The organism is Yoonia sp. KMU-150, assembly GCF_056858355.1.
Window position 1 is genome coordinate 771,981 of sequence record NZ_JBXEQF010000001.1, and the last position, 25,369, is coordinate 797,349.

Annotated in this window: 32 protein-coding genes and 1 other RNA gene; 22 read left to right on the forward strand and 11 right to left on the reverse strand. The window is 63.3% G+C overall.

Annotated features, from left to right (window positions below):
- Nucleotides 1–20 precede the first annotated feature (20 nt).
- The 4 genes from def (AC04PH_RS03565) to fmt are packed head-to-tail and all read left to right on the forward strand — an operon-like array spanning nt 21 to nt 2,394.
- Nucleotides 21–542: a peptide deformylase gene (gene def / locus AC04PH_RS03565; protein ID WP_483066144.1), complete on the forward strand. Its 522-nt coding sequence runs from the start codon at nt 21–23 to the stop codon at nt 540–542.
- On the forward strand, nt 539–1,000 hold the full coding sequence (gene def / locus AC04PH_RS03570; protein WP_483064368.1) for a peptide deformylase: 462 nt from the start codon (nt 539–541) through the stop codon (nt 998–1,000). The genes def (AC04PH_RS03565) and def (AC04PH_RS03570) overlap by 4 nt, the downstream gene beginning before the upstream one ends.
- A complete protein-coding gene (gene def / locus AC04PH_RS03575) occupies nt 1,000–1,494 on the forward strand; it encodes a peptide deformylase (protein ID WP_483064369.1) in 495 nt (164 codons plus the stop codon). Before def (AC04PH_RS03570) ends, def (AC04PH_RS03575) begins: the two co-directional genes overlap by 1 nt.
- Complete coding sequence (fmt, locus tag AC04PH_RS03580; protein WP_483064370.1) at nt 1,495–2,394, forward strand: methionyl-tRNA formyltransferase; 900 nt, start codon at nt 1,495–1,497, stop codon at nt 2,392–2,394.
- A 157-nt stretch (nt 2,395–2,551) separates the two neighbouring features.
- Here fmt and AC04PH_RS03585 read toward each other — a convergent pair whose 3' ends face one another.
- Nucleotides 2,552–3,181, reverse strand: a complete 630-nt coding sequence (locus tag AC04PH_RS03585) for a ribonuclease T2 family protein (RefSeq protein ID WP_483064371.1) — start codon at nt 3,179–3,181, stop codon at nt 2,552–2,554.
- 131 nt (nt 3,182–3,312) lie between these two features.
- On the opposite strand from AC04PH_RS03585, the gene AC04PH_RS03590 reads away from it, so the two are divergent.
- Both AC04PH_RS03590 and AC04PH_RS03595 read left to right on the forward strand, forming a co-directional pair.
- Nucleotides 3,313–4,086, forward strand: a complete 774-nt coding sequence (locus AC04PH_RS03590; RefSeq protein WP_483064372.1) for a DUF1013 domain-containing protein — start codon at nt 3,313–3,315, stop codon at nt 4,084–4,086.
- Nucleotides 4,087–4,271: 185 nt separating this feature from the next.
- Nucleotides 4,272–4,835, forward strand: coding sequence for a DUF4453 domain-containing protein (locus tag AC04PH_RS03595; RefSeq protein WP_483064373.1), 564 nt, complete (start codon nt 4,272–4,274; stop codon nt 4,833–4,835).
- A gap of 42 nt (nt 4,836–4,877) precedes the next feature.
- Here the strand turns inward: AC04PH_RS03595 and recR are convergent, their stop codons facing one another.
- The 4 genes from recR to AC04PH_RS03615 form a co-directional block, all read right to left on the reverse strand.
- Entirely contained in the window at nt 4,878–5,471 is a 594-nt protein-coding gene (gene recR / locus AC04PH_RS03600; RefSeq protein ID WP_483064374.1) for a recombination mediator RecR, read from the reverse strand.
- Nucleotides 5,472–5,573: 102 nt separating this feature from the next.
- The gene (locus AC04PH_RS03605; protein WP_483064375.1) at nt 5,574–5,918 is read right to left on the reverse strand and encodes a YbaB/EbfC family nucleoid-associated protein; all 345 of its coding nucleotides are present in this window, start codon (nt 5,916–5,918) and stop codon (nt 5,574–5,576) included.
- A gap of 65 nt (nt 5,919–5,983) precedes the next feature.
- The gene (locus AC04PH_RS03610; protein ID WP_483064376.1) at nt 5,984–7,717 is read right to left on the reverse strand and encodes a DNA polymerase III subunit gamma/tau; all 1,734 of its coding nucleotides are present in this window, start codon (nt 7,715–7,717) and stop codon (nt 5,984–5,986) included.
- Between the two features lie 72 nt (nt 7,718–7,789).
- A complete protein-coding gene (locus AC04PH_RS03615) occupies nt 7,790–8,161 on the reverse strand; it encodes a YidH family protein (RefSeq protein WP_483064377.1) in 372 nt (123 codons plus the stop codon).
- A 42-nt stretch (nt 8,162–8,203) separates the two neighbouring features.
- Here AC04PH_RS03615 and AC04PH_RS03620 point away from each other — a divergent pair, with 42 nt between their 5' ends.
- Entirely contained in the window at nt 8,204–8,692 is a 489-nt protein-coding gene (locus tag AC04PH_RS03620) for a phosphatase domain-containing protein (RefSeq protein ID WP_483064378.1), read from the forward strand.
- Here AC04PH_RS03620 and rsgA read toward each other — a convergent pair.
- The 3 genes from rsgA to AC04PH_RS03635 all read right to left on the reverse strand — a co-directional run bounded on the left by rsgA (nt 8,689) and on the right by AC04PH_RS03635 (nt 11,870).
- Nucleotides 8,689–9,723, reverse strand: coding sequence for a ribosome small subunit-dependent GTPase A (gene rsgA / locus AC04PH_RS03625; protein WP_483064379.1), 1,035 nt, complete (start codon nt 9,721–9,723; stop codon nt 8,689–8,691). The genes AC04PH_RS03620 and rsgA overlap by 4 nt on opposite strands.
- A gap of 218 nt (nt 9,724–9,941) precedes the next feature.
- Nucleotides 9,942–10,040: signal recognition particle sRNA small type (ffs, locus tag AC04PH_RS03630), an RNA gene on the reverse strand.
- A gap of 48 nt (nt 10,041–10,088) precedes the next feature.
- Nucleotides 10,089–11,870 (reverse strand): bifunctional metallophosphatase/5'-nucleotidase, encoded by a 1,782-nt coding sequence (locus AC04PH_RS03635; RefSeq protein WP_483064380.1) that lies wholly within the window; start codon nt 11,868–11,870, stop codon nt 10,089–10,091.
- A gap of 103 nt (nt 11,871–11,973) precedes the next feature.
- On the opposite strand from AC04PH_RS03635, the gene nudC reads away from it, so the two are divergent.
- Nucleotides 11,974–12,921 (forward strand): NAD(+) diphosphatase, encoded by a 948-nt coding sequence (gene nudC / locus AC04PH_RS03640; RefSeq protein WP_483064381.1) that lies wholly within the window; start codon nt 11,974–11,976, stop codon nt 12,919–12,921.
- A gap of 8 nt (nt 12,922–12,929) precedes the next feature.
- On the opposite strand, the gene AC04PH_RS03645 is transcribed toward nudC, so the two are convergent.
- Both AC04PH_RS03645 and AC04PH_RS03650 read right to left on the reverse strand, forming a co-directional pair.
- A complete protein-coding gene (locus AC04PH_RS03645) occupies nt 12,930–13,676 on the reverse strand; it encodes a helix-turn-helix transcriptional regulator (protein WP_483064382.1) in 747 nt (248 codons plus the stop codon).
- Between the two features lie 197 nt (nt 13,677–13,873).
- On the reverse strand, nt 13,874–14,449 hold the full coding sequence (locus AC04PH_RS03650; RefSeq protein ID WP_483064383.1) for a LabA-like NYN domain-containing protein: 576 nt from the start codon (nt 14,447–14,449) through the stop codon (nt 13,874–13,876).
- A gap of 94 nt (nt 14,450–14,543) precedes the next feature.
- Between AC04PH_RS03650 and folK the strand changes: the two genes are divergently transcribed.
- The 14 genes from folK to recO all read left to right on the forward strand — a co-directional run bounded on the left by folK (nt 14,544) and on the right by recO (nt 24,960).
- Nucleotides 14,544–15,134 carry a 2-amino-4-hydroxy-6-hydroxymethyldihydropteridine diphosphokinase gene (folK, locus tag AC04PH_RS03655; RefSeq protein WP_483064384.1) on the forward strand — a complete coding sequence of 197 codons (591 nt, stop codon included), beginning with the start codon at nt 14,544–14,546 and terminating at the stop codon, nt 15,132–15,134.
- Between the two features lie 93 nt (nt 15,135–15,227).
- Nucleotides 15,228–15,581, forward strand: coding sequence for a DNA-directed RNA polymerase subunit omega (rpoZ, locus tag AC04PH_RS03660; RefSeq protein ID WP_483064385.1), 354 nt, complete (start codon nt 15,228–15,230; stop codon nt 15,579–15,581).
- Between the two features lie 43 nt (nt 15,582–15,624).
- Complete coding sequence (locus tag AC04PH_RS03665; protein WP_483064386.1) at nt 15,625–17,757, forward strand: RelA/SpoT family protein; 2,133 nt, start codon at nt 15,625–15,627, stop codon at nt 17,755–17,757.
- A 37-nt stretch (nt 17,758–17,794) separates the two neighbouring features.
- A complete protein-coding gene (locus AC04PH_RS03670; protein WP_483064387.1) occupies nt 17,795–18,466 on the forward strand; it encodes a DUF2062 domain-containing protein in 672 nt (223 codons plus the stop codon).
- A gap of 39 nt (nt 18,467–18,505) precedes the next feature.
- Nucleotides 18,506–19,249: a pyridoxine 5'-phosphate synthase gene (locus tag AC04PH_RS03675; protein WP_483064388.1), complete on the forward strand. Its 744-nt coding sequence runs from the start codon at nt 18,506–18,508 to the stop codon at nt 19,247–19,249.
- Nucleotides 19,246–19,869: a LysE family translocator gene (locus AC04PH_RS03680; RefSeq protein WP_483064389.1), complete on the forward strand. Its 624-nt coding sequence runs from the start codon at nt 19,246–19,248 to the stop codon at nt 19,867–19,869. Before AC04PH_RS03675 ends, AC04PH_RS03680 begins: the two co-directional genes overlap by 4 nt.
- 13 nt (nt 19,870–19,882) lie before the next feature.
- Nucleotides 19,883–20,200 (forward strand): Dabb family protein, encoded by a 318-nt coding sequence (locus AC04PH_RS03685; RefSeq protein ID WP_483064390.1) that lies wholly within the window; start codon nt 19,883–19,885, stop codon nt 20,198–20,200.
- Nucleotides 20,201–20,274: 74 nt separating this feature from the next.
- Entirely contained in the window at nt 20,275–20,733 is a 459-nt protein-coding gene (locus AC04PH_RS03690; protein WP_483064391.1) for a hypothetical protein, read from the forward strand.
- Entirely contained in the window at nt 20,730–21,134 is a 405-nt protein-coding gene (gene acpS / locus AC04PH_RS03695; RefSeq protein WP_483064392.1) for a holo-ACP synthase, read from the forward strand. The genes AC04PH_RS03690 and acpS overlap by 4 nt, the downstream gene beginning before the upstream one ends.
- A 70-nt stretch (nt 21,135–21,204) precedes the next feature.
- Complete coding sequence (gene lepB / locus AC04PH_RS03700; RefSeq protein WP_483064393.1) at nt 21,205–22,041, forward strand: signal peptidase I; 837 nt, start codon at nt 21,205–21,207, stop codon at nt 22,039–22,041.
- On the forward strand, nt 22,038–22,718 hold the full coding sequence (gene rnc, locus AC04PH_RS03705) for a ribonuclease III (protein ID WP_483064394.1): 681 nt from the start codon (nt 22,038–22,040) through the stop codon (nt 22,716–22,718). Before lepB ends, rnc begins: the two co-directional genes overlap by 4 nt.
- Nucleotides 22,715–23,632 (forward strand): GTPase Era, encoded by a 918-nt coding sequence (era, locus tag AC04PH_RS03710; RefSeq protein WP_483064395.1) that lies wholly within the window; start codon nt 22,715–22,717, stop codon nt 23,630–23,632. The genes rnc and era overlap by 4 nt, the downstream gene beginning before the upstream one ends.
- A complete protein-coding gene (locus tag AC04PH_RS03715; RefSeq protein WP_483064396.1) occupies nt 23,632–23,961 on the forward strand; it encodes a DUF1491 family protein in 330 nt (109 codons plus the stop codon). Before era ends, AC04PH_RS03715 begins: the two co-directional genes overlap by 1 nt.
- A gap of 267 nt (nt 23,962–24,228) precedes the next feature.
- Complete coding sequence (gene recO, locus AC04PH_RS03720; RefSeq protein ID WP_483064397.1) at nt 24,229–24,960, forward strand: DNA repair protein RecO; 732 nt, start codon at nt 24,229–24,231, stop codon at nt 24,958–24,960.
- On the opposite strand, the gene AC04PH_RS03725 is transcribed toward recO, so the two are convergent.
- Nucleotides 24,948–25,331 carry an META domain-containing protein gene (locus AC04PH_RS03725; protein ID WP_483064398.1) on the reverse strand — a complete coding sequence of 128 codons (384 nt, stop codon included), beginning with the start codon at nt 25,329–25,331 and terminating at the stop codon, nt 24,948–24,950. The two genes, recO and AC04PH_RS03725, sit on opposite strands and share 13 nt — an antisense overlap.
- Nucleotides 25,332–25,369: the final 38 nt, after the last annotated feature.

The window sequence follows — 25,369 nt, forward strand, 5'->3', positions numbered from 1 at the left end:
TGCTGGGCTACATCGCGGGCATGACCCTGAAAAACATTCTGATCCATCCCGACCCGCGCCTGAAAAAGACCACCGATCCGGTGACGGAGGTGACCGACGATCTGCGCGCCCTGGCCGACGACATGCTGGAGACGATGTATCATGCGCCGGGCATCGGGCTGGCCGCGCCGCAGGTCGCGGTGATGAAACGGATGCTGGTGATGGATTGCGTGAAGGACGAAGATGCGACGCCCGAACCCATGGTGCTGCTGAACCCGGAAGTGCTGTGGACCTCGGACGAGCAGAGCGTCTATGAAGAGGGCTGCCTGTCGATCCCCGAACAATTCGCCGAGGTGACGCGGCCTGCGTCGGTCAAAGTGAGGTGGATGGGGCTGGACGGGAAGGAGCATCAGGAGACGTTCGACGACCTGTGGGCCACCTGCGTGCAACACGAGATCGACCATCTGGATGGCAAGCTGTTCATCGACTACCTCAAACCGCTCAAGCGGCAGATGATCACCCGCAAGATGGTCAAGCTCAAGCGCGAGATGGCGCGCGGATGACCGTGCTGACGATCCGTATCGTGCCTGACGACGTGCTGCGGCAGGTCAGTGCGCCTGTCGACGTTTTCGGGCCGGAATTGACCGAACTTGCGGACGATATGCTGGAAACGATGTATGCGGCCCCGGGGCGCGGTCTGGCGGCCCCGCAGGTCGGGATCACGCAGCGCCTGTTCGTGATGGATGCGGACTGGAAGACCGGCACGCCCGACCCGCGGATTTTCGTGAACCCTGTGATTGTCTGGCGGTCCGATACACCGGTCACGCGGCCTGAAGGGTGCCTCTCTATCCCCGGCGAGACGACCGATGTGACCCGACCCGACACGGTGACTGTGGAATGGCAGGACGTCACCGGCGCGCGCCATCGCGGCACGTTCGACGGTTTCGCCGCCGCCTGTATCCAGCACGAGACCGACCACCTGGACGGTATCCTGATCACCGATCCCGAAAGGGCTGCCTGATGCCCAGACCGTTCGTCATGTATCCGCACCCTGTGCTGCGCACCCCCGCCGCGAAGGTCGAGACGATCACCGACGACATACGGGCGATCTGGAACGAGATGATCGAAGCCATGGACGCCATGCCCGGCGTCGGGCTGGCCGCGCCACAACTGGGGATCGGGCTGGCGCTGGCGGTTGTCGATGCAAGCGACAAACGCGGGCAGGCGGTGCGCATGGCCAATCCCGAGATTTTGCACAGCAGCGTCGAGATGCGCGAACACGAGGAAGGCTCGCCCAACCTGCCGCATGTCCGGGCCAAGGTCACGCGCCCCCGCGCGGTGACCGTGCGCTACCTCAATGCGCAGGGCATCTGGGACCGCAAGGACTTTGTCGGTCTCTGGGCCACGTCGGTCCAGCACCAGATCGACCATTTGGCAGGGCGCATGTATTTCGACCGTCTGAGCAAGGTGAAGCGCGACATGCTGATCCGCAAATCGCAGAAGGCGCGGCGCTAGATGCGGGTGGTGTTCATGGGCACGCCCGATTTTTCGGTGCCGGTGTTGGAGGCGCTTGTTGGGGCGGGGCACGAGGTTGCCTGCGTCTATTCCCAACCGCCGCGGCCAGCAGGGCGCGGTAAGAAGGAGCGCCCTAGCCCGGTGCAGGTCAAGGCAGAGGCGCTGGGTCTGCCGGTGCGCCATCCCGTATCGTTGAAGAGTGCGGAGGAGCAGGCGGCTTTCGCGGTGCTCGACGCCGATGTCGCCGTTGTCGTGGCTTATGGTCTGATCCTGCCGCAGGCGGTGCTGGATGCGCCCAAGCGCGGCTGTCTGAACATTCATGCATCGCTCCTGCCGCGCTGGCGCGGAGCGGCCCCGATTCACCGCGCGATCATGGCCGGTGACACGGAAACCGGTGTGTGCATCATGCAGATGGAGGCGGGGCTGGATACCGGGCCGGTGCTGCTGCGCGAGGCGGTGACGATTGGCGCGACCGAGACGACAGGGGAGTTGCACGACAGGCTGTCCGCGATGGGTGCGCGGCTGATTGTCGAGGCCTTGGCACGTTTGGATGATCTGACGCCTGTGATGCAGCCCGAGGAGGGCGTCACCTACGCCGCCAAGATCGACAAGGCAGAGGCGCGGGTGGACTGGTCGCGGCCCGCTGCAGACGTGGCGAACCTGATCAACGGTCTGTCGCCGTTCCCCGGGGCGTGGTGCGAGGTGGCGGGTGAGCGGGTGAAACTGCTCGGGGCTGAGGTTGCGACAGGGGATGCTCCCGCTGGTACGGTGCTTGAAGGTTTCACGGTTGCCTGTAGCACCGGCGCTGTCTGCGTGACGCGAGTGCAGCGGGCAGGGAAAAAGCCGATGGATGCTGACGATGCGCTGCGCGGGTTGGATTTGGGCGCGACACTGATCTAACGTGCCGTCCGGCATCGCCGGACTTCCCCCCGGAAACGCGCATCACGCCTCCCCAAGTCAGGCATGGTCCGCCGAATGTGCCGCTCGACATGGAGGTTAATAGCGTTCTAACGCAACGCACGTATTCCCCGTGGGGAAGATCGCGTCGCGGGGAAGCTCACCGCATCGGCTCGAACCGCGCGTCGTCCAACGCGCAATCGCGCACGACGTCCGCGCCGCAGGTGCGGAATTCCAGATCGCGGGTCAGGCAGATGCGCGCCTCCTGGATGTAACCCTGACGGCATGTCACGGTGATGCCGTCCGGCTCCAGCGTCGGGTTGTCGCGGATGAATGCCTCTTCGATCAGGGATGCGGGCAGGGTGACCGGATCGGTCAGGCCGCGAAACACTGCGGGTCGGTCGATCTTGCCGTAGGCCAGCCGCGACAATGCGTAGTAGTCCTCGCTGTCCAGCCCCGAGCAGACGCCGTGCTTGTTCCACTGGTGCCACGCCAGACCTGACGTCCCCATGATATCGGCCATGGCCGCCGTGTCGGTCCGCGAGGGGTTGCGGAAGTTCGTGCGGCAGTCGGCGGGATAGCCCCGTTCGTATTGCGGCCAAAGCCCGTGCAGGATCCAGCCGAAATCCTGCGTGCCATCGCATTGTGGAGAGTTGCGCGCGTCGCCCTCGTAGGCGCACCAGTTGGCCGACCATGACAGCGACAGCACGTAATAGTCGAATTCTCCCGCCACGTCCTGCGCGCGGGCCGGGGCGGCAAATGTCAGGAACAGGGCGATCAGACGCAGCATTTGGGGTCTTTCCTAATTGATCCTGCCCCCTTATATAGCGATCAAGTTCCCCGACAATGCGAACCCGGCCTGAAACGGTCTGCCCCTTCAAGGGCGTAGGAGAGGCTTGTCCGAAGCAAAGGAGACAAAGGATGTCTGACAAACCGATCATGGCCAAGGCGACAGCCGTCTGGCTTTGTGACAATACGACGATCACGTTCAAGCAGATCGCCGATTTCTGTGGCCTGCACGAGCTTGAGGTGCAGGGCATCGCCGATGGCGATGTGGCGACCGGTGTGAAGGGGTTCGACCCGATTTCCAACAATCAGCTGACGCAGGAAGAGATCGACAAGGCCGAAGCCGATCCGATGCATAAGCTGAAGCTGAAGTTCAATCAGTCCGCGCAGGGCGAGGAAAAGCGCCGTGGCCCGCGCTACACCCCGCTGTCAAAGCGGCAGGACCGTCCCGCGTCGATCCTGTGGCTGGTGAAATTCCACCCGGAACTGTCGGACGGGCAGATCTCCAAGCTGGTCGGCACGACGAAGCCCACGATCCAGGCGATCCGCGAGCGGACCCACTGGAACATCAACAACATCGACCCGATCGACCCGGTGGCGCTTGGCCTGTGCAAGCAGTCCGAACTGGACACAGCCGTGCAGAAGGCCAACGCCAAGAAGGCCAAGGAAGGCGGCGTGATGTCCGACGACGAGCGCCGCAAGCTGGTGAGCACCGAGCAATCGCTGGGGATGCCGGCAGAACCGAAGATGCCGACGGCCATCGCCGGGCTTGAAACCTTCAGCCTGTCCGAAAGCCGCGACGATACCGCTGGTGAAGAGGACGAAACACCGGAAGATACCCGCGACGTCAGCGATGCCGACAGCTTTTTCAACCTGCCAGAGGGCGGTGGCGACGACGACGAGGATTGAGGCAGACAGCCTTTTGCAGAGCGCGAAAACCCGGCCACAGCGCCGGGTTTTTTTTGTGTCCTGTTGCAGGTCAGGTCGCCGAATTATCGTATCGTTCTGCGGGGTCCGGAAAGCCGGACTTGTCCGACACGAAAACGAAGGCTTATCTTGCGATTATCGTAAACAATTGATTTCAGGAGCGCACGATGCGGCATGTCTTGGCCTTGTGTCTTTCACTCTTTCCTTTTTCGGCGATCGCAGACGAGGTCTGTGCCGATCTCTGGGCGATGCGGAACCTTGCGTTCGACCGTGCCGGTTACTGCTTTGGCTCGCCGCTGGGCCAGGCCGTTTTCGACAATACGGGATGCACCGGAACAGAAGTGACACCGGCCGAACCCTACGACACACGCGCGGTCGCCGATATCAAGTCCGTCGAAGCCGAGATGGGCTGTGCCGTTGACACGACGAGGCTCGATCATCCGTTGCCGGACATGGCGATGCGCGCGCGCATGGTGGAGCTTCCGGTGCGCAGTTTCGGAGAAAGTGCCTGCCTGGGCTGGCGCGGTGCGCCGCTTTACCTCGGGACGGCATCGCACGGGCACGCCGATTTGGTCGGGGCCGTTGAACGCGGCGACGATATTCTGTTCCAGTTCGACCGGCAGGGCCAGTGGGAATACGTCTATGCCCTGCGCAGCGGCGAGCGGTTCAGCGAAGGCTGGGCCTATCTGCCGGAGATCACCAACGATATGTGCGACAACTGGGCCGGCTAGCGCCGCCGCTGCACCCCGTTGCTTAAAGAGGTGCGCGTTTTCTTAGACCCGCCGCCGTGCGTTGAGCGCCGCCGTGATCGTTCCGTCATCGAGGTAGTCCAGTTCACCGCCCACGGGGACCCCCTGCGCCAGTGAGGTCACCGTGACGCCGGGCAGTTGATCGGCAATATAATGCGCGGTGGTCTGGCCGTCGATCGTCGCACCAAGGGCGAGGATCACTTCCGTGATCTCCTCGCTTGCGATGCGGTCCATCAGCTTGGGGATGCGCAGCTCTTCGGGGCCGATGGCATCAAGCGCGGACAGTGTTCCGCCAAGGACGTGATAGCGGCCCTTGAACACCTGGCTGCGCTCCATCGCCCAGAGATCGGCGACATCCTCGACCACGCAGATCTGCCCTGTTGCGCGTTTTTCCGACGTGCACAGGTCACAGACGTCGGTGGTGCCGATGTTGCCGCAGTTCAGACATTCGCGCGCCGTGGCACCGACCCGGTGCATCGCTTCGGCCAGCGGGATCAGCTGCAGGCTGCGTTTCTTGATCAGATGCAGCACCGCACGCCGGGCGGAGCGGGGGCCAAGGCCGGGCAGCTTCGCCATCAGCGCGATCAGGTTTTCGAGATCTTCGGTGCCATTGCTCATGGGTGTATCAAATTTTCACGAAAATTTGGAGACAGGATTTCGGTGAAATCCTGTCGCCTCCGGCGGAGGTATTTTCAACCAGAAGAAGCAGGGTGCCACACCTCAGAACGGCAGGTTCATGCCGGGCGGCAGGCCCAGCGATTCCGCCATCTTCGACATTTCCTGCTGGCTGCGATCCTGCGCCTTTTGCTGGGCGTCCTTGATCGCGGCGAGGATCAGATCCTCGACGACTTCCTTGTCGTCGCCGTTGAAAATCGACGGGTCGATGTCGAGCCCCTTGAGTTCACCCTTGGCGGTTGCCGTGGCCTTGACCAGCCCCGCGCCGCTGACGCCCTCGACGGTGATGTGGTCAAGCTCTTCCTGCATCTGGGCCATCTTGCCCTGCATTTCCTGCGCGGATTTCATCATCTTGGCCATGTCGCCAAGGCCACCGAGACCTTTGAGCATCTGGATTTTCCTTTTTGAAAGCGTTGGATCAGAGATATGGGGCGGGGCGACGCAAGACAAGGGCGTCAGGCGTCGTCGAACGGGTCCCATTCATCGTCGACTTCGGGCAGCGCATCGGCGAACGCGTCCTGCTCTTTTTCGGCTTCGGTGCGGATTTCGGTGATTTTCGCCTTGGGGAAGGCGGCGATCACGGCCTGCACCAGCGGGTGTTTCTCGGCTTCTTCGCGCAGGGCGTTTTCAGCGGCATCGCGCACCTCTGCAATCGTGGGCGCGCCGCCTTCGTTCACCACGGTGATGGCCCAGCGGTTGCCTGTCCAGGCTTGCAGGCGCGAGCCGAGCCTGCCGACAAGATCGGGGGCGGCCTTGGGTGTCGGGTTCACCTCGATCCGGCCGGGTTGATAGGCGACGAGGCGCAGGCCGGTTTCGACCTCGACCAGCAGTTTCACGTCGCGGTGGGTGCGGATCAGTTCGACCACGCTGTCGAAGGTGGCGTAATGGGCCAGCGCATCGGTGGCGAGGGCGGCCTGCGCGCCGCCATTGCCGCTGTGCGGTGGTGCCGGGGTGCGGGCCATTGCGGTCGGCGCACTGCCCGTCGGGGCAGGGCGCGCGCCATTGCCCGGCCCGCTGCCGGGTGGCGGCGTGGCGTCTTGCAGCTTGCGCACGAGGTCCTCTGGCGTGGGCAGGTCGGCAACGTGGGTCAGCCGGATCACGGCCATTTCGGCGGCCATCATGGCGTTTGGGGCGGCGGCGACCTCCTCCAGCGCCTTGAGCAGCATTTGCCACATGCGTGTCAGCACCCGCATCGGCAGATCGTCGGCCATAGCCTGGCCGCGTGTGCGTTCGTCGGGGCCGATGGTGGGGTCCTCGGCGGCGTCGGGGGTGATCTTGATCACGCTGACCCAATGGCAGACCTCGGCCAGATCACGCAGCACGGCCAGCGGGTCGGCACCGTCGGCATATTGGGCGCTGAGTTCGGTCAGGGCATCCGCCGCCTCGCCGCGCAGGATCATGTCGAAGAGGTCGAGCACGCGGCCGCGGTCGGCAAGCCCCAGCATCGCGCGGACCTGATCGGCGGTGGTTTCTCCCGCGCCATGGCTGATGGCCTGATCGAGCAGGGATGTCGCATCGCGGGCGGAGCCTTCGGCGGCGCGGGTGATGAGGGCGAGCGCGTCGTCGGCGATTTCCGCGCCTTCGGCATCGGCGATCTTGCGCAGCAGGGTGATCATCACCTCGGGTTCGATGCGGCGCAGGTCAAACCGCTGGCAGCGGGACAGGACCGTGACGGGCACCTGACGGATTTCGGTGGTGGCGAAGATGAATTTGACGTGTGCGGGCGGTTCTTCCAGCGTCTTCAACAGGGCGTTGAAGGCGTTTTTCGACAGCATGTGCACTTCGTCGATGATGTAGATCTTGTAGCGGGCGGAGGCGGCCCGGTAGTGCACCGAATCGATGATCTCGCGGATGTCGCCGACGCCGGTGCGCGAGGCGGCGTCCATCTCCATCACATCGACATGGCGGCCCTCCATGATCGCGGTACAGTGTTCGCATTCGCCGCAGGGGTCCGTCGTTGGCCCGCCGGTGCCATCGGGCCCGATGCAGTTCATGCCCTTGGCGATGATCCGGGCTGTCGTGGTCTTACCGGTGCCGCGGATGCCGGTCATGATGAAGGCCTGCGCGATCCGGTCGGCGGCGAAAGCGTTTTTCAGCGTGCGCACCATCGCATCCTGCCCGACCAGATCGGCAAAGGTTTCGGGCCGGTATTTGCGGGCGAGGACCTGATAGGCGGGCTGGTCTGGCATGGGTGCTTTCGGTTGGCGGGATTCGGCGGACCTGCGCAGACTAAGGGCAGGCGCGGGCGCCGTAAACCGCCGCTAGAGCCACCAGAGGATCGCGCCGGTGCCAGTCGCGCCGATCGTCATGATTGTCGCCAGAGCCGTGAAATTGCTGGTCGGCTGCATTTCGGCGGCACGGCTTTCAAGGCGCTGGCTGGTGGCTTTTGCCCGGTTGCGCGCCGACCAGAATATCCCGACCGATGCCAGCAGGAACAGGCTCGCGACGGTCTTCGCGATCCAGGTAGGATCGAAATCGCCGAAGACGGCCTTGAGACCCACGGCGATGGCGATACAGGCCATGCCTGTGCGCATCCAGCCGGCGAAGGTGCGTTCGTTGGCCATGCAGGTGCGATCCTCGGCCCAGTCGGTCCGGTCTTGCGCCATTTCCGTGTTGTCGGTCTTATCGGTCATCGACAGGCCTTTAGCATGGAAATCCGGGAGAGTGGGCAAGATATGACATCTTTTGCGATTTTCGAAGTGTCTGCCGGGCATGGGCGGTTGGCGATCGCGCCGCTGCCGGGGCTGGGCGGAGATTTGGCCGGTGATGTCGCGCGCATCGTCGATTGGGGTGCGGCAGGCCTGCTGAGCATGACGCAAGCCGAAGAGGTGGCGGCGCTGGGCGTGCCGCCGCTCGACCGCGCGATTGCGGCGGCCGGGTTGCGGCACTGGCGTTTCCCGGTCGCGGATTTCGGCACGCCTGAGGACGCGGGGCGATGGTCGGAGATCGCCGTCGAAATCTTGCACGACCTGGGGGATGGCAAAAAGATCGTCGTCCACTGTCGGGGTGGCTGCGGACGTTCGGGGATGGTGGCGCTGCGGTTGATGGTGGCTTTGGGTGAGAGGCCGGAGACGGCGCTGCGCAGGCTTCGCGCGGTGCGGCCCTGTGCGGTCGAGACACCTGCACAGCTGGCGTGGGCGGCCGAAGCCACCGCCGCCGGTTAACGCCGTTTCTTGGCCTGCGCCGACTTGTACATCTTGCCCAGTTTTTTGTACCGCTCGCGCGACTGCGCGATGGTTTCGGTGGCGATGGCATCCTCACGCTTGAGCTTGCGAAACCGTTTCAGGCGGTCGGGGTCGATATCACCACTTGCGATGGCGGCCTGAACGGCGCAGCCCGGTTCGCTGTCGTGCAGGCAGTCGCGAAAACGGCATTGGTCGGCCAGTTCGCTGATTTCCGGGAAGGTCGCGTCGATGCCGTAGGCGACGTCTGCCACGCCAAGGCCGCGCATCCCCGGCGTGTCGATCAGCCAGCCGCCTGATGGCAGGCGGTGCAGACTGCGCCCCGTGGTGGTATGTCGCCCGCGTGCATCGTCCTCGCGAATGCCCTGGGTCGCGGCCTGACCGCCGGTAAGCGCATTGGCCAGTGTCGTCTTGCCGACGCCGGACGATCCGGCGAGTGCGACCGTCTGCCCCTTGCCGCACCAGGGGACGAGCACGCCCGTGTCGGCCACGGCGCGCGAATCGAGCGCCAGCACCGCCAGATCGCGCCCCAGCTTTTGCGCCTCGGCCACGTAGGTGTCGGGTTTGTCAGCCTCGTCCGCCTTGGTCAGCAGGATCACCGGCGTGATTTCCGCATCGTGGGCGAGGGCGAGATAGCGTTCCAGCCGGGCCACGTTGAAGTCGGCATTGCAGGAGGTCATGATGAACAGCGTGTCGATATTGGCGGCGATCAGTTGCCTGTCGCCGTGAACGTAGTCCGATCCGCGTTGCAGGGATGACTGCCGATCGAGCCGCCGGATCAGGCGGGCGGATTCGGGATCGCACAGCACCCAGTCACCGACCGCGATTTCGGCCGTGGATATGCCGGGTTCCAAAGTCAGATCGACTGCACCGTCTACAGTCAACCCGCTGACCTGCGTGCGATGCACGGCGTTGATGCGGGCGGGGGTGGTTGCGGTGACTTCGTCGATGTCGAGTTGGGATTGGTAATGCGCCGACCAGCCAAGGTCGCGCAGCGTGATGTCATTGGTCAATGGTATGCCCTTTGAGAAGGGTTGCGTTCTGGCGGACCCGAGCGGGTGCCAAGGAACGGCAAGGGCAGCGGAAAAAGGGTCAGCGCGCCCGAACCGGGAGGAGTGATGATGCAATCATGGTGTCCTCCTTGATTGGTACGTTGAACATTCCAATTCGGGCCGACGCATTTCCTTGGAAAATGCGCTACACCCGATCTTCGTCTGTGGGGCAGACGAAAAGGTGAGAGGTTGGACATCGACCCAAGTGGGGCTCGTTGTGGCTGCTTCCTTCCGGACCTGACCAGGTTGGCGAGGCACTTGCCCGCGCCAACCCCTCGCGCTTTCATATAGGGATGTTGCAGGGCGAGCGCAATACGGAGGTGCCGCTAACCCGCTGGATCGAGGTCGATCCGAAAGCGCCCTGGATGATCGGGGTCATCCAGCGCCGTGATTGAAACGATACCCTGCAATTCTGCCAGATGTTCCGATGCCGCGGGGCTGCTTTCGAAAACGGCGCTGGCCCCGGCGATGCGGCTGAAACGGCGCATGGCGGCAGGTTCGGGGCTGATCGTGCCCACCTCGGCGAGATAGGCGAGCAAAAGCCCGTGAATGGGCGTTTCGCTGATATGCAGCACATCCGCCGGTGTCACGGCAGCATATCCACCTGCACCGCCCAGCCGGTGCGTGCCGATACCGAGCGCGAAGACGTCCGTCGGCCGGACCGGTTTCCCGCGATATGCGAGGTGCCGGATGCGCCCTGCCCCGGCAGGACGCGTGAGGTCGATCATGTAGGTCAGACCATACAGCGTATCGGCGTTGTAGCTTGGCATGGCGTTCACGATCAGCGGCTGGTCCGTGCGGTGCGGGACGATCATGTGATACTGCGCGGCGGACTGCTCCAGCCGCGCGCGCAGATCCGCACCTGTCTGGCGCACGACGGCAAGCGCATTGTCGAACGGGAAGATCATGCGCGTCGCGTGCCGTGTGACCGGCCCGGGTCCGGTGTCGAGAAATGCCGCGGCCCCGCCGCGCCCGCCTGTGCGGTAGGGGGCGACGGCGGTGATCACCGGCAAGTCAGACGGCAGATCGGCGCGGGCCATCGCGTGCGACAATGCCTCGGCCAGAAGGGTCTGGCTTGCGTCGGCGCAAACGCGTGCGAAGTAGCTGTGCAGCGGCGTTCGGGTGACGGCGACTGCGGTGCGCCCGGTGATTAGTGCCGTTTCATGAAACGGCGTTGCCGCCTGCCTGATGGACTCCGCGACCGGACAATCCTGTGGGACGGATGTGGGGGACATATGGACCGTCGCCGTAGAGGAGGTCACGCGCCAGGTCTGGCCATCATGTTGCAGGTGCAGGTCCAATTCGCCCAGATGCCGACCATATGCGCCAGACATGATGACCGGTGTGCAGTCCACGTGACTGACCGTGTTGCCGGGCGCGGGACAGGTTTCGTGGATATGGCCCGCCAATACAGCGTCGACATCGGGCAGGGCCGCGACGTCCATAGCGGTTTCCGTGCCAGCCGCGCCGCTCATCCCTGCATGACACAAGGCGATGACAAGATCGGCCCCGTCGCAGCGCAGCCGATGCGCGGCGTCCTGCGCTGCGCGGATCATCGGGGCGATATGAAAACCGGTGCTGCCCGGGTCTTCGGGTGGCAGACCCGTTTCGGGTGTCGTCACGCCGAGGACCCCGACACGCAGCGGAATCCGTGATCCATCGGACGCGATCATTTCCAGGGGCAGCAGGCACCCCGGCGCGAACCGGGCACGCCCCTGCCGATCCACCAGATTGGCGAGGGCGACCGGGCAGGCGAGCGGGGCGAGGGCGCGGTCCAGTGCCGCCAGCCCATAGTCGAATTCGTGGTTGCCCAACGTGATCGCATCGTAGTCAAGCAGGTTGAACGCCGCGATCATCGGATGAGGCTGCCGACCCTGCGCGTCGTGCATCACCGTATCGGCCAGCGGGTTGCCCTGAAGAAAGTCGCCCGTGTCGAATAGGAGCGTCTTTTGACCCGCATTACGGCGTTGCGCGATCAGCGGTGCGAGTGCTTCGAGACCAAGACCGTCGTCACGACGGTCGCGCAGATAGCTATAGGATAACAGGCTCATATGCAGATCGGTGGTCTGCAACAGGCGCAGGGTGGCCGTGGTTGGGTTGGGCGGCATGTGGTTTGACATTTCCGCGCAACCCTAGCGTGAATATTGCCCCTCGCATCGGTGCGGCGTCGAATTTATTGAATTCGGTCGGGGCGCGTGGCATTGCAGCCGCATGAGGCATGCAGAAACGGTGACATTCGGTGGCAGCGGTCTGGACCGCGCAGCGCATGAGCGTGGCGACCCGGACCTGATTTCCGACCCTGCGGCGCGGGTCGCCGTGCTGTGGCGTGGTAAACCGCTGATCGCGGGCGATGCGCTGGTTTTCGTCGCACCTGATCACCCCGTCCTGGACGACGCGACGCCCGCGCGTCTGCTCTTGGGGCGCGATGAAAGCGGTCCGATCTTTGCCGCCGATATCAGCCGCTGGGTGCCGGATGACCTTGACGAGGCGTCGCTCGGTCTGTTCCTCGATCCGTCCCTGCAGCAGCATCCGCTTCTTGCGGCGAACCAGTGTTTCGCGGAACTGCGTGGCATCATGACCCGCCTGTCAGCACGCGATGCGGAACTGGCGGCGACGGCCAAGGGCGTGTTGAACTGGCACCGGTCGCATCGGTTCTGTGCGGCCTGTGGTGCGCAAAGCGTGTCGGCCCAGTCGGGATGGCAGCGCGATTGCCCGGACTGCGGTACGCATCATTTCCCGCGCACCGATCCCGTCGTGATCATGTTGATCACGCATGGCAACCGCGTGCTGCTGGGACGGTCGCCCGGCTGGCCGGAGGGCATGTATTCATTGCTGGCCGGATTTGTGGAACCGGGTGAAACGATGGAGGCCGCTGTCCGACGCGAGGTGATGGAAGAGGCAGGCGTGACGGTCGGGTCGGTGACCTACCTGTCCAGCCAGCCTTGGCCTTTTCCCGCTTCCTTGATGTTCGGCTGTGCCGGTGCGGCGCTGACCACGGAGATTACCCTTGATCCGGTCGAACTTGACGATGCGATCTGGGTCAGTCGCGAGGACATGGTGACGGTATTCGCGGGCGAGCATCCCACGATCAAGCCGGCCCGCAGCGGCGCCATCGCGCATTTTCTGCTGGAAAACTGGTTGGCCGACACGTTGACCTGACGGCGGTGTTACCCGGTCGCACGGGTGACGAGGTTTGCGACCTCGACCCTGTTCTGGACCCCTAGCTTGCGGTAGGCGGATTTGGTATATTCGGCGACCGTATTGGGCGAGATACCGCAAAGCCGGGCGCATTCCTTGCGGCTGATACCCTGCGCCACAAGGTAGATCACCTCTTTCTCGCGGGGGCTAAGAGCGGACAGGATATCGGATTCCGGTGCGACGAGCAGCGCGCGGAAGTCGGACGGATTGTCCGGCATGCCGCCACGCGACAGTTCTTCGATGCGGCGGTGTGCCAGCAGGCAGACGAAGCGGAAATCTTCTTTCAGCGGCAAAATCCGGGCCACGAAATCGTCCTTCGCCAGTCGCGTGCCCAGGTTGAAGCCGCCATAGCGCTCCGAGCCGGCCAACCGCATGGGAATCCCAAGCCCGGACCGGAACCCGGTTTTCGATGCGGCAGTGATGAAGGCTTTTTCCCGCGGGGCGAGGTAGTCGTAGTCGGGTAGAAATTCCGGCCCGGTGCACCAGATGTCGTAGCTGCTGCAGCAATGTTGCAGGAAGGGATCGTGTACCGGATCGACGGTTGCGAAAACGTCGGGCACATTCGTGAGGACGAACGGATTTTCGCCTGATTCATCGACTGTATTGTAAATGACGAAGGCGACGCCCAGCCGGGAAAATCCCGTCAGGCACAGGTCCCAGAGATCGGGAATTGTCGTTGTCCGCTCAATATCTTGCGCAAGATCGTTCAGTTTCACGTGGCTGCCGTATCCCCCCAGACGTGGGGATACAGCATCACAGCCCCGAGGGCTACTGTGAAGGTCGCGATTTTGCGATTGCGTGTGCGATGAGTGCCGGCAATTTTGCCGGAAGGGTTCAGTAGGCGATTTGCCACGAAACAAGCCGGACGCAGTGTGTGACCGCGTCCGGCTTGCTTTGTCGTTGGTGCCGCGCGTCAGGTGTCGGTCGTGCTGAGTTCTGCCTCACGATCGGGCCGGGTGTCGCGGGCAGGGCGGCCGATCACGTCGCGCAGTTCTTCCAGTTCGATAAAGTTGTCGCACTGGCGACGGAGTTCGTCGGCGATCATCGGGGGCTGGCTGCGGATTGTTGAAACAACGGAAACCCGCACACCCTTGCGTTGAAGTGATTCTACCAGTGGGCGAAAATCGCCATCGCCTGAAAACAGTACGATGTGGTCGACGTAGGGAGCCAGTTCCATGGCATCGACGGCCAGTTCGATGTCCATGTTCCCCTTCACCTTACGGCGGCCCATGCTGTCGGTGTATTCCTTGGCGGGCTTCGTCACCATCGAGAAACCGTTGTAGTGCAACCAGTCCACGAGTGGCCGTATCGGCGAGTATTCATCGTTTTCCAACAACGCGGTATAGTAAAATGCCCGCAGCATCTTGCCGCGGCGCATGAACTCTGCGCGGAGCAGCTTGTAGTCGATGTCGAAGCCAAGCGACTTAGCCGCCGCATACAGATTCGAGCCATCGATGAAGAGCGCCAAACGCTCGTCACGATAAAACATAAATAATGTCCTTCCGAATGTAGCTGCGCGTTGTCCGTGAGTGTGTGAGTGGTTTAGAATGACGCAGCCCCGTAAACGTAGGTAAAACCGACCAATGCCGCAAGCCCAGACCCCGGCGAAAGCGGGCGAGATCGTGCTGATCGCGGTCGGATCCAACATGACGTCGTGTCACGGAACCCCGCGCCAGACGGTCGATGCCGCCTTTGGGGCACTGCGTGCGCTGTTCGGACCGACGTTGCAGACCAGCCCCTGTTACGCGACGCCGGCGTATCCGCCGGGGGCGGGGCCAGCGTTCGTCAATGCCGCCGTCCGTGTGCAATCGGCGCTGTCGCCAGACGCGATCTTGGCGCATCTGCACAGGATCGAGGCGGAGGCGAAACGGGTGCGCGACAGGCGTTGGGGGCAGCGCACCCTCGACCTCGATCTGATCGCTGTCGGCGCGACGGTCAGGCCGGATATCGACGGCTTTGTCGCCTGGCGCGATCTGTCCCCACAGGCGCAGCAAAGCCAGGCACCCGACACGTTGATCCTGCCGCATCCGCGTCTGCAGGATCGTGCCTTTGTTTTGGTGCCGCTCGTGGATGTCGCTCCGGACTGGGTGCACCCGGTCAGCGGCCACAGCGTGGTGCAGATGCGCGATGCGCTGCACGCGGCCGACAGGGATAGCGTGGTTCCCCTGTCCTGAGGTCGCCGGGCCTGTGAAACCGCTTGTCATTCCGTACATCTGAGCATATGGAATTGCTTTCACAGGATTCCCTGCCACAGATGGAGTGCGCTTATGGCCCGCGTCACCGTAGAAGATTGCGTCGATAAAGTTCCAAACCGGTTCGAACTGGTCATGCTTGCCGCACATCGCGCCCGCGAGATCGCATCCGGTGCTCCGATTACCGTGTCGCGTGACAACGACAAGAACCCGGTCGTGTCGCTGCGCGAGATCGCGGAAGAGACCCAGGGTGCCGACGATCTGCGCGAGCGCATGATCGAGGCGAACCAGACCCAGATCGAGGTGGACGAGCCGGAAGAGGACAGCATGTCCCTGCTGATGGGCACGGAAGCCGACAAGCCGGTCGAGGACGATATGTCAGAGGAAAAACTGCTGCGCGCGCTGATGGAAGCGCAAGGGCAGCGCTAGGGTCCGGATTTCCGGCCTTTGCAGATGAAGGTGACGGACCAGAATGACGACAGCCGATGATCTGATCGCTCTGGTCCGCGCCTACAACCCCCGCACGAACGAAGCCCTGCTGCGCGATGCCTTCGCATACGGCAGTGCGATGCATGACGGCCAGAACCGTCATTCCGGCGAACCCTATTTTACCCATCCTGTCGCCGTGACCGCGATTCTGGCAGAGCAGCAGATGGATGACGCCACCCTCGTGACGGCCCTGCTTCACGATACGATAGAAGACACGCAGGCGTCCTATACCGAGGTCGAAAAACGCTTCGGGCGCGAGATCGCCGAACTTGTCGATGGCGTGACCAAACTGACCAACCTGCAGTTGACCAGCGCGCAATCCAAGCAGGCCGAGAATTTCCGCAAGCTGTTCATGGCGACGAGCCGGGATCTGCGGGTGACGCTGGTCAAACTGGCGGACCGGCTGCACAACATGCGCACGATCAAATCCATGCGCCCGGAAAAGCAGGCACAAAAGGCCCGCGAAACCATGGAAATCTACGCGCCGCTGGCAGGGCGTATGGGGATGCAATGGATGCGGGAGGAACTGGAGGATCTGGCGTTCCGGGTGCTGAACCCCGAGGGCCGCAATTCGATCATCCGCCGGTTCATCACGCTGCAGCGCGAGACCGGCGATGTCGTGCAGAAAATCACCGCCGACATGCGGGTGGAACTGGAGCGCGCCGGCATCCAGGCGGAGGTCGCGGGCCGCGCCAAGAAACCGTATTCGATCTGGCGCAAGATGCAGGAAAAGGACCAGTCGTTTTCCCGACTGTCCGATATCTACGGCTTTCGGGTCGTCACCGCGACCGAAACGGATTGCTACCGGGTTCTGGGTGCGATTCATCAACGCTGGCGCGCGGTGCCCGGACGCTTCAAGGATTACATTAGCCAGCCTAAATCCAACGGCTATCGGTCGATCCACACCACGGTATCAGGTCGCGACGGCAAGCGTGTCGAGGTCCAGATCAGGACCCGAGAAATGCACGAGGTGGCCGAAACTGGAGTCGCCGCGCATTGGTCATACCGCAACGGCGAGCGGGTCGAGAACCGCTTTGCCGTCGATCCGGTTGAGTGGATATCGAAGCTGACCGAGCGGCTGGACGAGGATCAGGACCACGACGAGTTTCTCGAAGCGGTCAAGCTGGAGATGTATCAGGATCAGGTCTTTTGCTTCACGCCCAAGGGCGATGTGATCAAGCTGCCGCGCGGCGCGACGCCGATCGACTTTGCCTATGCGATCCATACGCGGATCGGATCGGCGGTCGTGGGCGCGAAGGTCGACGGGATGCGTGTGCCGCTCTGGACCCGGCTCAAGAACGGGCAATCGGTCGAGGTCATTACGGCAGAGGGACAGACCCCGCAGGCGACGTGGATCGACATCGCGGTAACCGGTCGTGCGAAGACGGCGATCCGGCGGTCGCTGCGCGAAGAGGACCGTGACAGATATATCAGACTGGGGCGCGAACTGGCGCGGGTGGGTTTCGAGAACATGGGCAAGGCCGCGACGGTCAAGGCGCTGCGGACCGCGGCCAAGGCGATGGCGCTGGACGGTGTCGACGATCTGCTGGCGCGTCTGGGCAGCGCGGAAATCACATCGCGCGACGTGGTGCGCGCGATCTATCCCGATCTGGATGAGATGACGGGCGAATTGGTCGACGCGCGGCGGGCCGTGATCGGGCTCGATGCGGGCCAGAGCTTTGCCCGCGCCCGCTGTTGCCAGCCCGTCCCGGGCGAGCGGATCATCGGTCTGACGTTCCGCGGCAAGGGTGTCGTCGTCCACGCCATCGACTGCGATGCGCTGGCCGACTACGAGGATCAGCCGGACCGCTGGCTGGACCTGCAGTGGCAGGAAGGCACGCATGGCGCGGTCAACACGGTGACGCTGGACGCGACGATTACCAACGATGCCGGTGTACTGGGCCGTATCTGCACCTTGATCGGCGAACAGGACGCCAATATCTCCGATCTCAATTTCATCGAACGAAAGCCTGATTATTACCGTCTTATGATGGATATTGATTTCCGGGATGCGGAACACTTACATCGCGTCACGACGGCCCTTGAGGCCGAGAGCAACGTTTCGTCGCTGGAACGGCACCGCGATCCGGGGCTTGCCAGCGCGACGGTGGAATAGAACGACGACCGCGCGGATTGCGCAAAGGAAAGTTATTTTGGTCTTCAAGCGCAGGGATAGACGCCCGGTCTGGCAGGTCGTTGCCGACTTTATCTACCCGCGCGGCGGCTGGGGGCGGGCCGCGCAATACGTCAAGCACCGGGTGCGCAGGCTGCCCGATACGCCCGAAAAGATCGCACGGGGGATCTGGGCCGGCGTCTTTGCCGCTTTCACGCCGTTCTACGGATTTCATTTTATCGTGGCGGCAGTGATCGCGAAGCTGATGCGCGGCAACATCCTGGCCGCGCTGATGGCCACATTCTTCGGGAACCCGCTGACATATGTGCCGATCGGCGTCGCGGCGCTTTCGACGGGCCACAAGCTGCTGGGTCACCCGTTCGACCGGACCGTGCTGTCGGGCACGCCCGACAACGGCATGTGTGGCCTTGGCTGCCAGTTTTCCAGCGCGCTGGGTGATCTTTGGCACAACCTGAGCGCGGTGTTCACCCCGGCGGTGGCCGATTGGCACGGGCTGGGTCTGTTTTATGAAGAGGTGTTCCGGCCCTACCTGATCGGTGGCGCGATTTCGGGCGTCGTTGTATCGACGATCTGTTATTACCTGTCGGTTCCCGTGATCGCGGCCTATCAGAAGCGGCGGCGCAAGGCGCTTCAGGCCAAGCTCGCGCAATTGGGCAAAAAAACCGATCAGATGGATGACGCGGGGTCTTGAACGTCCTACCCTTTGTGCAAACACATAAGGGACATGGCTATGCCCACTCCACTGCGCCTCGGCGTGAATATCGACCACGTGGCGACCGTGCGCAACGCGCGCGGCGGCGACAACCCCGACCCGGTGCGTGCGGCCCTGATGGCGCAGGCGGCAGGGGCGGACGGGATCACCGCGCATCTGCGCGAGGATCGTCGCCACATCACAGATGCCGACATGGCGGCGATCAAATCCGCGATCGACATTCCGTTGAACTTCGAGATGGCCGCGACGGATGAGATGCAGCGCATCGCGCTGGCGACACAGCCGCACGCGGTCTGTCTGGTGCCCGAAAAGCGCGAGGAACGGACGACCGAGGGCGGGTTGAACGTGGCTGGCGACGATAACCGGCTGGCGGCCTACATCGCGCCGTTCAAGGAGGCGGGAACGCGGGTATCGCTGTTCATCGGGCCGGAGAAAACGCAGGTGGACGCAGCCGCGCGGATCGGAGCGGACATCATCGAACTGCACACCGGCACCTATTGCGATGCACATGCGGAAGGTCGTTTCGACGCGCGAGATGCAGAGCTGGCGCGCCTCGTCGCGATGGGGGCCTACGGCGCTTCGCTCGGGCTGGAAATTCACTACGGCCATGGCCTGACCTACGACAGCGTCGGCCCCATCGCCGCGATCCCGCAGGCTGTGGAGTTGAACATCGGCCACTTCATCATCGGCGAGGCGATCTTTGCAGGGCTTGAGGCGGCGCTGCGAGAAATGCGCGCGAAAATGGATGAGGCCCGGTTGTGACCGGCTGGGAGTTCGGACTGTTCCTGATCGGGTGGGCCGTTGCCGCGGGCACCCCGGGACCTGCCACGCTGGCGATTGCGGGGACATCGATGAGGCAGGGTCGCGCCGCGGGTCTTGCCGTGGCGACGGGGATCATCTGCGGATCGGCAAGCTGGGGTCTGGCGGCGGCCCTTGGCATGTCCGCCGTCATGCTCGCCAATATCTGGCTGGTCGAGGCGCTGCGCTACATAGGTGCGGGATACCTTCTCTTTCTTGCCGTCAAGGCATTGCGATCCGCGCTGTCGGATAAGCCGCTTCTGCCCGTCACGGCGAAATCCGGCGGATTGGCCGTCCTGTTCCGCAAGGGCCTACTGATCCACCTCACGAACCCCAAAGCGATCTTCAGCTGGGGCGCGGTCTTTGCCATCGTGGTGCCGGTGGGTGCGGATCAGGCAGAGGTGTTTGCGACCTATCTGGCGCTCCTCTCTGTGTCGTGCAGCGTTTTCTGGGGGTACGGGCTGCTGTTTTCGCTCGGTGCATTTGTACGCGGCTATCAGCGGTTGCGCCGCTGGTTCGAGGCGATGTTTGCGTTGCTTTTCGGGTTGGCGGGGCTCAAGATATTGACGGCGAGACTGACATGAAAGCGACCGTATCATGATCCGCCACATCGTTATGCTGCGCCTGAAAGACGGTTATGATCCGGTTGAATTGCTGGCCGTGCTGACGGAGTTGGCGACGCTTGACCTTCCGGGGTTCGTCGATTTCGCGCATGGCCCGAACCGCGATTTCGAGGGCAAGTCACCCGACTATCCCTATGGTTTTATCTGCAGCTTTAACGATGAGGCCGCGCTGCAGCTTTATGCCGATGATCCCCGGCACAAGGCGCTGGGCGCGCGGCTCGTAGCGCTGTGCGACGGCGGCGCGGACGGGATCATGGTCGTCGACCTCGACGTGAACGCGACGCCCGCCTGATCCCCCCGGGCGAAGGGCTTGCGGGGAGCCGTGCGCATGGCCAGACTGTTCCGCATACAGCGGAGAGATTCATCATGAAATATCATTTGACGGCGGCCCTTTTTCTTGGCGCGGCCCTGCCCGCCACAGCGCAGACCGTGGAGGATTGTGACTGGCGCGCCAGCGCGCTCGCCATCGTGGAGCCTTGGGAGGAACACAGCGCCACCTTTGCCAACGGCGCGGTGCGTCTGGTTTATACCGACACCATCGAACCCGCAGCGGGGGCGGCGCATATCGTGGTGCTGTCACCCCCCTATGACGAGTTGGGCAGCCGCCAGTGCAAGGTGATCTCCAACGCATCGTCAGTCGGGTTCGGCGGCATTTATTGGCCGTCTCTTTCGGCCGGTTACGACCCCGCGCGGGGCCTCTTGTTCGACATCAACGTCAGCGTCTATGAGCCGGAAACATCGACATTCCCGGTCCAGGGCCTTGCCATCACGGTCAACCAGGCCACCGGCCAGGTCACCGCGACGCTGGGTGCCGCCGTCGAATGATCCTTGGCATCGGGACGGATCTGGCCAATATCGAACGGATTCAGGGCACGCTCGATCGGTTCGGGGATCGGTTCAAAAACCGGGTGTTCACGGATATCGAGCAGGCAAAGGCCGAACGCCGTCGCGACGTGGCCGGCACCTATGCAAAACGCTGGGCCGCGAAGGAAGCCTGTTCCAAAGCCTTGGGCACGGGACTTGCGATGGGTATCGCCTGGAAGGACATGGCCGTCAGCAACCTGCGCAGCGGACAGCCGGTGATGGCCGTCACGGGTTGGGCCAAGGACCGGCTGGAGGCCATGACCCCGGACGGCTATGAGGCGATCATCCATGTGACCCTGACGGACGATCATCCCTGGGCGCAGGCCTTTGTCGTGATCGAGGCGCGGCGTAAGGAGATGTGACGCGATGCGCCGCTTGACAGGCCAGTGCCCCCGCATCATGTAGCCTTGGACCGCAAACGAGGATCAGCACATGGCCGAAAGCACCGGATTTCTGGGCGGATTGAAAGAGACGGTGAAAACCGTCGTTTACGCCCTGTTGATCGCAGGTATTTTCCGCACGCTGTTCTTTCAGCCGTTCTGGATTCCATCGGGTTCGATGAAGGATACGCTGCTGATCGGTGACTTCCTTTTCGTGAACAAGATGGCCTATGGCTATTCCTACGCCTCCTGCCCGTCGATCCGTATTCCGGCGATCGGTATCGACATCGGCGCCGACGACTTTTGCGGAATCTTCGAAGGGGCGGAGGATCGCCTGTTCGGGTCCGATCCCGAGCGCGGCGACATCGTGGTATTTCGCCATCCGGTCACGGGCCGCGATTTCATCAAGCGGCTGATCGGGCTACCTGGTGACCGTATCAAGATGACGGAAGGCGTGTTGCATATCAACGGCGAACCTGTCGTGCTGGAGGACGGTGGCCAGTTCGTCGAGACGATGGAATATCAGGGCCCGCAGGGGCTGTTGCCGCGTTGCGAAAACGGTGCTGTGGGGCAGGGGGCGGACTGTGTCAAGTCGCGCCAGTATGAAACACTGCCCGGCGGCACGCGCCACGCGATCCTGAATATCGGGGATCAGCAATCGGACGATACCGGTGTCTTCACCGTGCCCGCCGACCATTTCTTCTTCATGGGTGACAACCGCGACAATTCCACAGACAGCCGGGTCGCACAGACAGCGCGTGGTGTCGGGTTCGTCCCGCGCGAGGATCTGGTGGGCCGCGCGGACCGGGTGATGTTCTCCAGCGCCGGACGGTCGATGCTGGCGTTCTGGACCTGGCGCGGCGATCGGTTCTTCAAGGCGCTTGAATGAAGCTGTCGGCCGACCTGTCCGCCTTTGCCGGCCGGATCGGCCACGATTTCGCCGATCCCGCACTATTGGTCAGGTCGGTGACGCATTCTTCGATGGTATCTCCGCACCGTGACGACAACCAGCGGCTTGAGTTTCTGGGCGACCGTGTTTTGGGACTCGTGATGGCCGACGCGCTGTTACAGGCCGATACAGTGGCCTCCGAGGGTCAGCTTGCGCCGCGCTACAATGCGTTGGTGCGGCGCGAAACCTGTGCCGCCGTCGCACGCGAGATCGACCTTGGCGCCGTCTTGAAGCTGGGCCGCTCCGAAATGAAATCCGGTGGTCGCCGCAAGGAGGCGCTGCTGGCCGACGCGATGGAAGCGGTGATCGCTGCTGTTTACCTTGATGCGGGCTTTGCCGCCGCGCGCGCCATGGTTCTGCGGCTCTGGGGGCGGCGCATCACGGATGTGAAGGCCGATGCCCGTGACGCAAAGACCGCATTGCAGGAATGGGCGCAGGCGCGCGGCGACGCGCCGCCCGATTATGTCGAGGTCGAGCGCAGCGGGCCTGATCACCAGCCGCAATTCACGATCGAGGTGCGCTTGGCGTCGGGCCATGCACAACGGGCGAGTGCGGGATCGAAACGGCAGGCCGAACAGGCCGCGGCGACAGCACTCCTGAAGAAGGTAAGCCAATGAATGACACCACCAGAGCAGGCTTCGTCGCGCTGATCGGAGAGCCGAACGCGGGCAAGTCGACGCTTCTCAACCGGATGGTCGGCGCCAAGGTCAGCATCGTGACCCACAAGGTACAGACGACACGCGCACGTATCCGCGGTATCGCCATCGAAGGGCGGACCCAGCTTGTGTTCGTCGACACGCCGGGGTTGTTCAAGCCGCGCCGCAGGCTGGACCGTGCGATGGTCGCCGCCGCTTGGGGCGGGGCGGGGGATGCCGATGTCGTCGTACTGCTGATCGAGGCGCATCGCGGCATCACCGAAGGGGTCAAGACGATCCTTGCGGCGCTGCAGGAAAAGACAGGCAAGGCGAAGGTGGCTTTGGCGATCAACAAGATCGACAAGGTCAAGACCGAGGCCTTGCTGGCGCTGACGGCGGAGATGAACGACGCCTATCCGTTCGCCGAAACATTCATGATTTCCGCCGAGCGCGGCCATGGCTGCGATGCCCTGCGCGGGTGGCTCGCGGACCAGGTGCCGGAGGGTCCGTGGCTTTATCCCGAAGACCAGATCGCCGACGTGCCGCTGCGCAACATCGCGGCCGAAATCACCCGCGAAAAGCTGACCCTGCGGCTGCATCAGGAATTGCCCTACGAGTTGACGGTCGAGACCGAGAACTGGGACGAGCGCAAGGATGGCTCGGTCCGGATCGATCAGGTGATCTATGTGGCCCGCGATGGCCACAAGGGGATCGTGCTGGGCCGCAAGGGCGAAACGGCCAAGGCCGTGAACACGGCCGCGCGGCTGGAGCTTGAGGAGTTTCTGGGCCGTCGTGTCCATCTGTTCGTGCAGGTGAAGGTGCGCCCGAACTGGCTGGAAGAGCGCGAACGCTATTCCGAAATGGGTCTTGATTTCAAAGACGGCAACGCCGGCTGATGCGGCTGACCGCCGACGTCTGGGTTGCGGCCTATCTGACGCGGCTGCGGCTGGCGGCGATCCCCGCCTTTGTCGTGGCCCGAGGCGACGCGACGGCGGGCGCGGTACTGGTCAAACTGAATACGCTTGACGGGAACGCCGTGTGCTACCAGCGCAGTTTCGATCTGATGACCGGGGCGCGGACCTGGCAGGTGCTGGCCGAGGGTCGGGAATCTGCGGTAGATGCTTCCATCGCGAAACAGCGCGGTTTCGATCCTGATCTGTGGGTGATCGAGGTCGAGGACCGCACGGGGCGACACCTGCTCGATGAACCGGGATTGGCCGATTAAGGCACCTGGCGGATTTCGAGTATTTTTGGCAAAATGATACCAACGTCGCTCACGTTTACTTGGCGTTAAGGTCAAGTCGAGATGTTGGGGATGCGGTACAGGCTGGAGAGCCGATGGCCGTGCAAAGTGATGCCGCGGAGACACCCGCAGTGTGACAGGGGCAAAGTGGTGCTGCGTGCATCAGTTTGCCCCAAATACTCCCGCGCGGAGCGCATCCCGCACCATCGGTCCTTGCAACGCGTGTATCGACGCGCCGATAGTCGCTCCATGATCACATGGACCGACGATGCCGCACTGCTGTCCACCCGCCCGTTCGGCGAGAACGCGGTGATCATCGAAGCGTTCACTGCCGAACATGGCCGCCACGCGGGCGTCGTGCGGGGCGGACGGAGTCGCAAGATTGCGCCGATCCTGCAACCAGGCGCGCAACTCCGCGTCATGTGGGCTGCAAGGCTCGAGCAGCATTTGGGCGCGTTCACGGTCGAGCCGGTTCGCAGCCGTTCGGCTGCCGCGATGGGCGATCGCCTCGCTCTTGCCGGCCTGAACGCGGTGTGTGCACTGCTGGTGACGGTGCTGCCCGAACGCGAGGCGCATCCGCTGATCTATCGTCATACCATCGCTTTGCTGGACCTTCTGGGGCAGGGCGATGTCTGGCCATTGGCCTATCTGCGCTGGGAGCAGATGCTGCTCGAAGATTTGGGTTTCGGCCTCGATCTGGCCGCCTGTGCCGTCCGTGGCGTGAACGAGGATCTTGCATTCGTGTCGCCGCGGTCCGGTCGCGCCGTCAGCCGTGCGGCTGCGGGCGACTGGGCTGATCGGCTGTTACCTTTACCACCGGTGCTGGCCGGGCAGGGCGAGGCGTCGGCCAAAGAGATCGTGACCGCGTTGCGGACGACCGGCTATTTCATCGAGAACCGTTTGGTCAAAAGCCTGGGCGATCGTCCGATACCGCCCGCTCGCGGACGTCTGATCGACGCCATCGCACGTCATTCGGCCTGAAACACCATTTCGCGCCCGGTATCGTTCGACAGGATCAGCGTCGCGCCCAATGTTTCTGCAAAACGCATGGCCGCCAATGCGTCAAAATACGCGGCTTCGGCGACCAGATCGGGGCAGGCCCTGCGCGTGGCGGTGATCGGCCCTGCCTCGAACCAGGGGTAAGGCACGGTCTGGCGCGCGGAAAAGCGGTTGCAGGGTCCTTCGCCTGTGATCCGGCCCTGTTCGGCCAATGACAGTGTCGCCCGGGCGGCAAAAGGCGTGCCGTCCAGCGACTGCAGCACATATGTGGCATCGCTATCGGCATAGCCGGTCAACGTTTCGTCCGGACCGCAGGTCGCCAGAAGCGCAAGAAAGGGGATGATGCGTAGCATATTTGCGACCTAGCCCCGCTTGGAGTGCAATGGCAACG

What these genes read in the sequence shown, in the direction of transcription:
- AC04PH_RS03615 (WP_483064377.1), bottom strand. Translation starts at nt 8,161, where the DNA reads ATGACCGATAAGACCGACAACACGGAAATGGCGCAAGACCGGACCGAC.
- def (WP_483066144.1), top strand. Translation starts at nt 21, where the DNA reads ATGACCCTGAAAAACATTCTGATCCATCCCGACCCGCGCCTGAAAAAG.
- nudC (WP_483064381.1), top strand. Translation starts at nt 11,974, where the DNA reads ATGAGGCATGCAGAAACGGTGACATTCGGTGGCAGCGGTCTGGACCGC.
- rnc (WP_483064394.1), top strand. Translation starts at nt 22,038, where the DNA reads ATGAAGCTGTCGGCCGACCTGTCCGCCTTTGCCGGCCGGATCGGCCAC.
- AC04PH_RS03665 (WP_483064386.1), top strand. Translation starts at nt 15,625, where the DNA reads ATGACGACAGCCGATGATCTGATCGCTCTGGTCCGCGCCTACAACCCC.
- era (WP_483064395.1), top strand. Translation starts at nt 22,715, where the DNA reads ATGAATGACACCACCAGAGCAGGCTTCGTCGCGCTGATCGGAGAGCCG.
- recO (WP_483064397.1), top strand. Translation starts at nt 24,229, where the DNA reads ATGATCACATGGACCGACGATGCCGCACTGCTGTCCACCCGCCCGTTC.
- fmt (WP_483064370.1), top strand. Translation starts at nt 1,495, where the DNA reads ATGCGGGTGGTGTTCATGGGCACGCCCGATTTTTCGGTGCCGGTGTTG.
- def (WP_483064369.1), top strand. Translation starts at nt 1,000, where the DNA reads ATGCCCAGACCGTTCGTCATGTATCCGCACCCTGTGCTGCGCACCCCC.
- AC04PH_RS03595 (WP_483064373.1), top strand. Translation starts at nt 4,272, where the DNA reads ATGCGGCATGTCTTGGCCTTGTGTCTTTCACTCTTTCCTTTTTCGGCG.
- AC04PH_RS03635 (WP_483064380.1), bottom strand. Translation starts at nt 11,870, where the DNA reads ATGCCGCCCAACCCAACCACGGCCACCCTGCGCCTGTTGCAGACCACC.
- AC04PH_RS03715 (WP_483064396.1), top strand. Translation starts at nt 23,632, where the DNA reads ATGCGGCTGACCGCCGACGTCTGGGTTGCGGCCTATCTGACGCGGCTG.
- recR (WP_483064374.1), bottom strand. Translation starts at nt 5,471, where the DNA reads ATGAGCAATGGCACCGAAGATCTCGAAAACCTGATCGCGCTGATGGCG.
- acpS (WP_483064392.1), top strand. Translation starts at nt 20,730, where the DNA reads ATGATCCTTGGCATCGGGACGGATCTGGCCAATATCGAACGGATTCAG.
- AC04PH_RS03620 (WP_483064378.1), top strand. Translation starts at nt 8,204, where the DNA reads ATGACATCTTTTGCGATTTTCGAAGTGTCTGCCGGGCATGGGCGGTTG.
- AC04PH_RS03585 (WP_483064371.1), bottom strand. Translation starts at nt 3,181, where the DNA reads ATGCTGCGTCTGATCGCCCTGTTCCTGACATTTGCCGCCCCGGCCCGC.
- AC04PH_RS03590 (WP_483064372.1), top strand. Translation starts at nt 3,313, where the DNA reads ATGTCTGACAAACCGATCATGGCCAAGGCGACAGCCGTCTGGCTTTGT.
- AC04PH_RS03675 (WP_483064388.1), top strand. Translation starts at nt 18,506, where the DNA reads ATGCCCACTCCACTGCGCCTCGGCGTGAATATCGACCACGTGGCGACC.
- AC04PH_RS03605 (WP_483064375.1), bottom strand. Translation starts at nt 5,918, where the DNA reads ATGCTCAAAGGTCTCGGTGGCCTTGGCGACATGGCCAAGATGATGAAA.
- rpoZ (WP_483064385.1), top strand. Translation starts at nt 15,228, where the DNA reads ATGGCCCGCGTCACCGTAGAAGATTGCGTCGATAAAGTTCCAAACCGG.
- AC04PH_RS03610 (WP_483064376.1), bottom strand. Translation starts at nt 7,717, where the DNA reads ATGCCAGACCAGCCCGCCTATCAGGTCCTCGCCCGCAAATACCGGCCC.
- lepB (WP_483064393.1), top strand. Translation starts at nt 21,205, where the DNA reads ATGGCCGAAAGCACCGGATTTCTGGGCGGATTGAAAGAGACGGTGAAA.
- folK (WP_483064384.1), top strand. Translation starts at nt 14,544, where the DNA reads ATGCCGCAAGCCCAGACCCCGGCGAAAGCGGGCGAGATCGTGCTGATC.
- AC04PH_RS03690 (WP_483064391.1), top strand. Translation starts at nt 20,275, where the DNA reads ATGAAATATCATTTGACGGCGGCCCTTTTTCTTGGCGCGGCCCTGCCC.
- AC04PH_RS03685 (WP_483064390.1), top strand. Translation starts at nt 19,883, where the DNA reads ATGATCCGCCACATCGTTATGCTGCGCCTGAAAGACGGTTATGATCCG.
- AC04PH_RS03725 (WP_483064398.1), bottom strand. Translation starts at nt 25,331, where the DNA reads ATGCTACGCATCATCCCCTTTCTTGCGCTTCTGGCGACCTGCGGTCCG.
- def (WP_483064368.1), top strand. Translation starts at nt 539, where the DNA reads ATGACCGTGCTGACGATCCGTATCGTGCCTGACGACGTGCTGCGGCAG.
- AC04PH_RS03650 (WP_483064383.1), bottom strand. Translation starts at nt 14,449, where the DNA reads ATGTTTTATCGTGACGAGCGTTTGGCGCTCTTCATCGATGGCTCGAAT.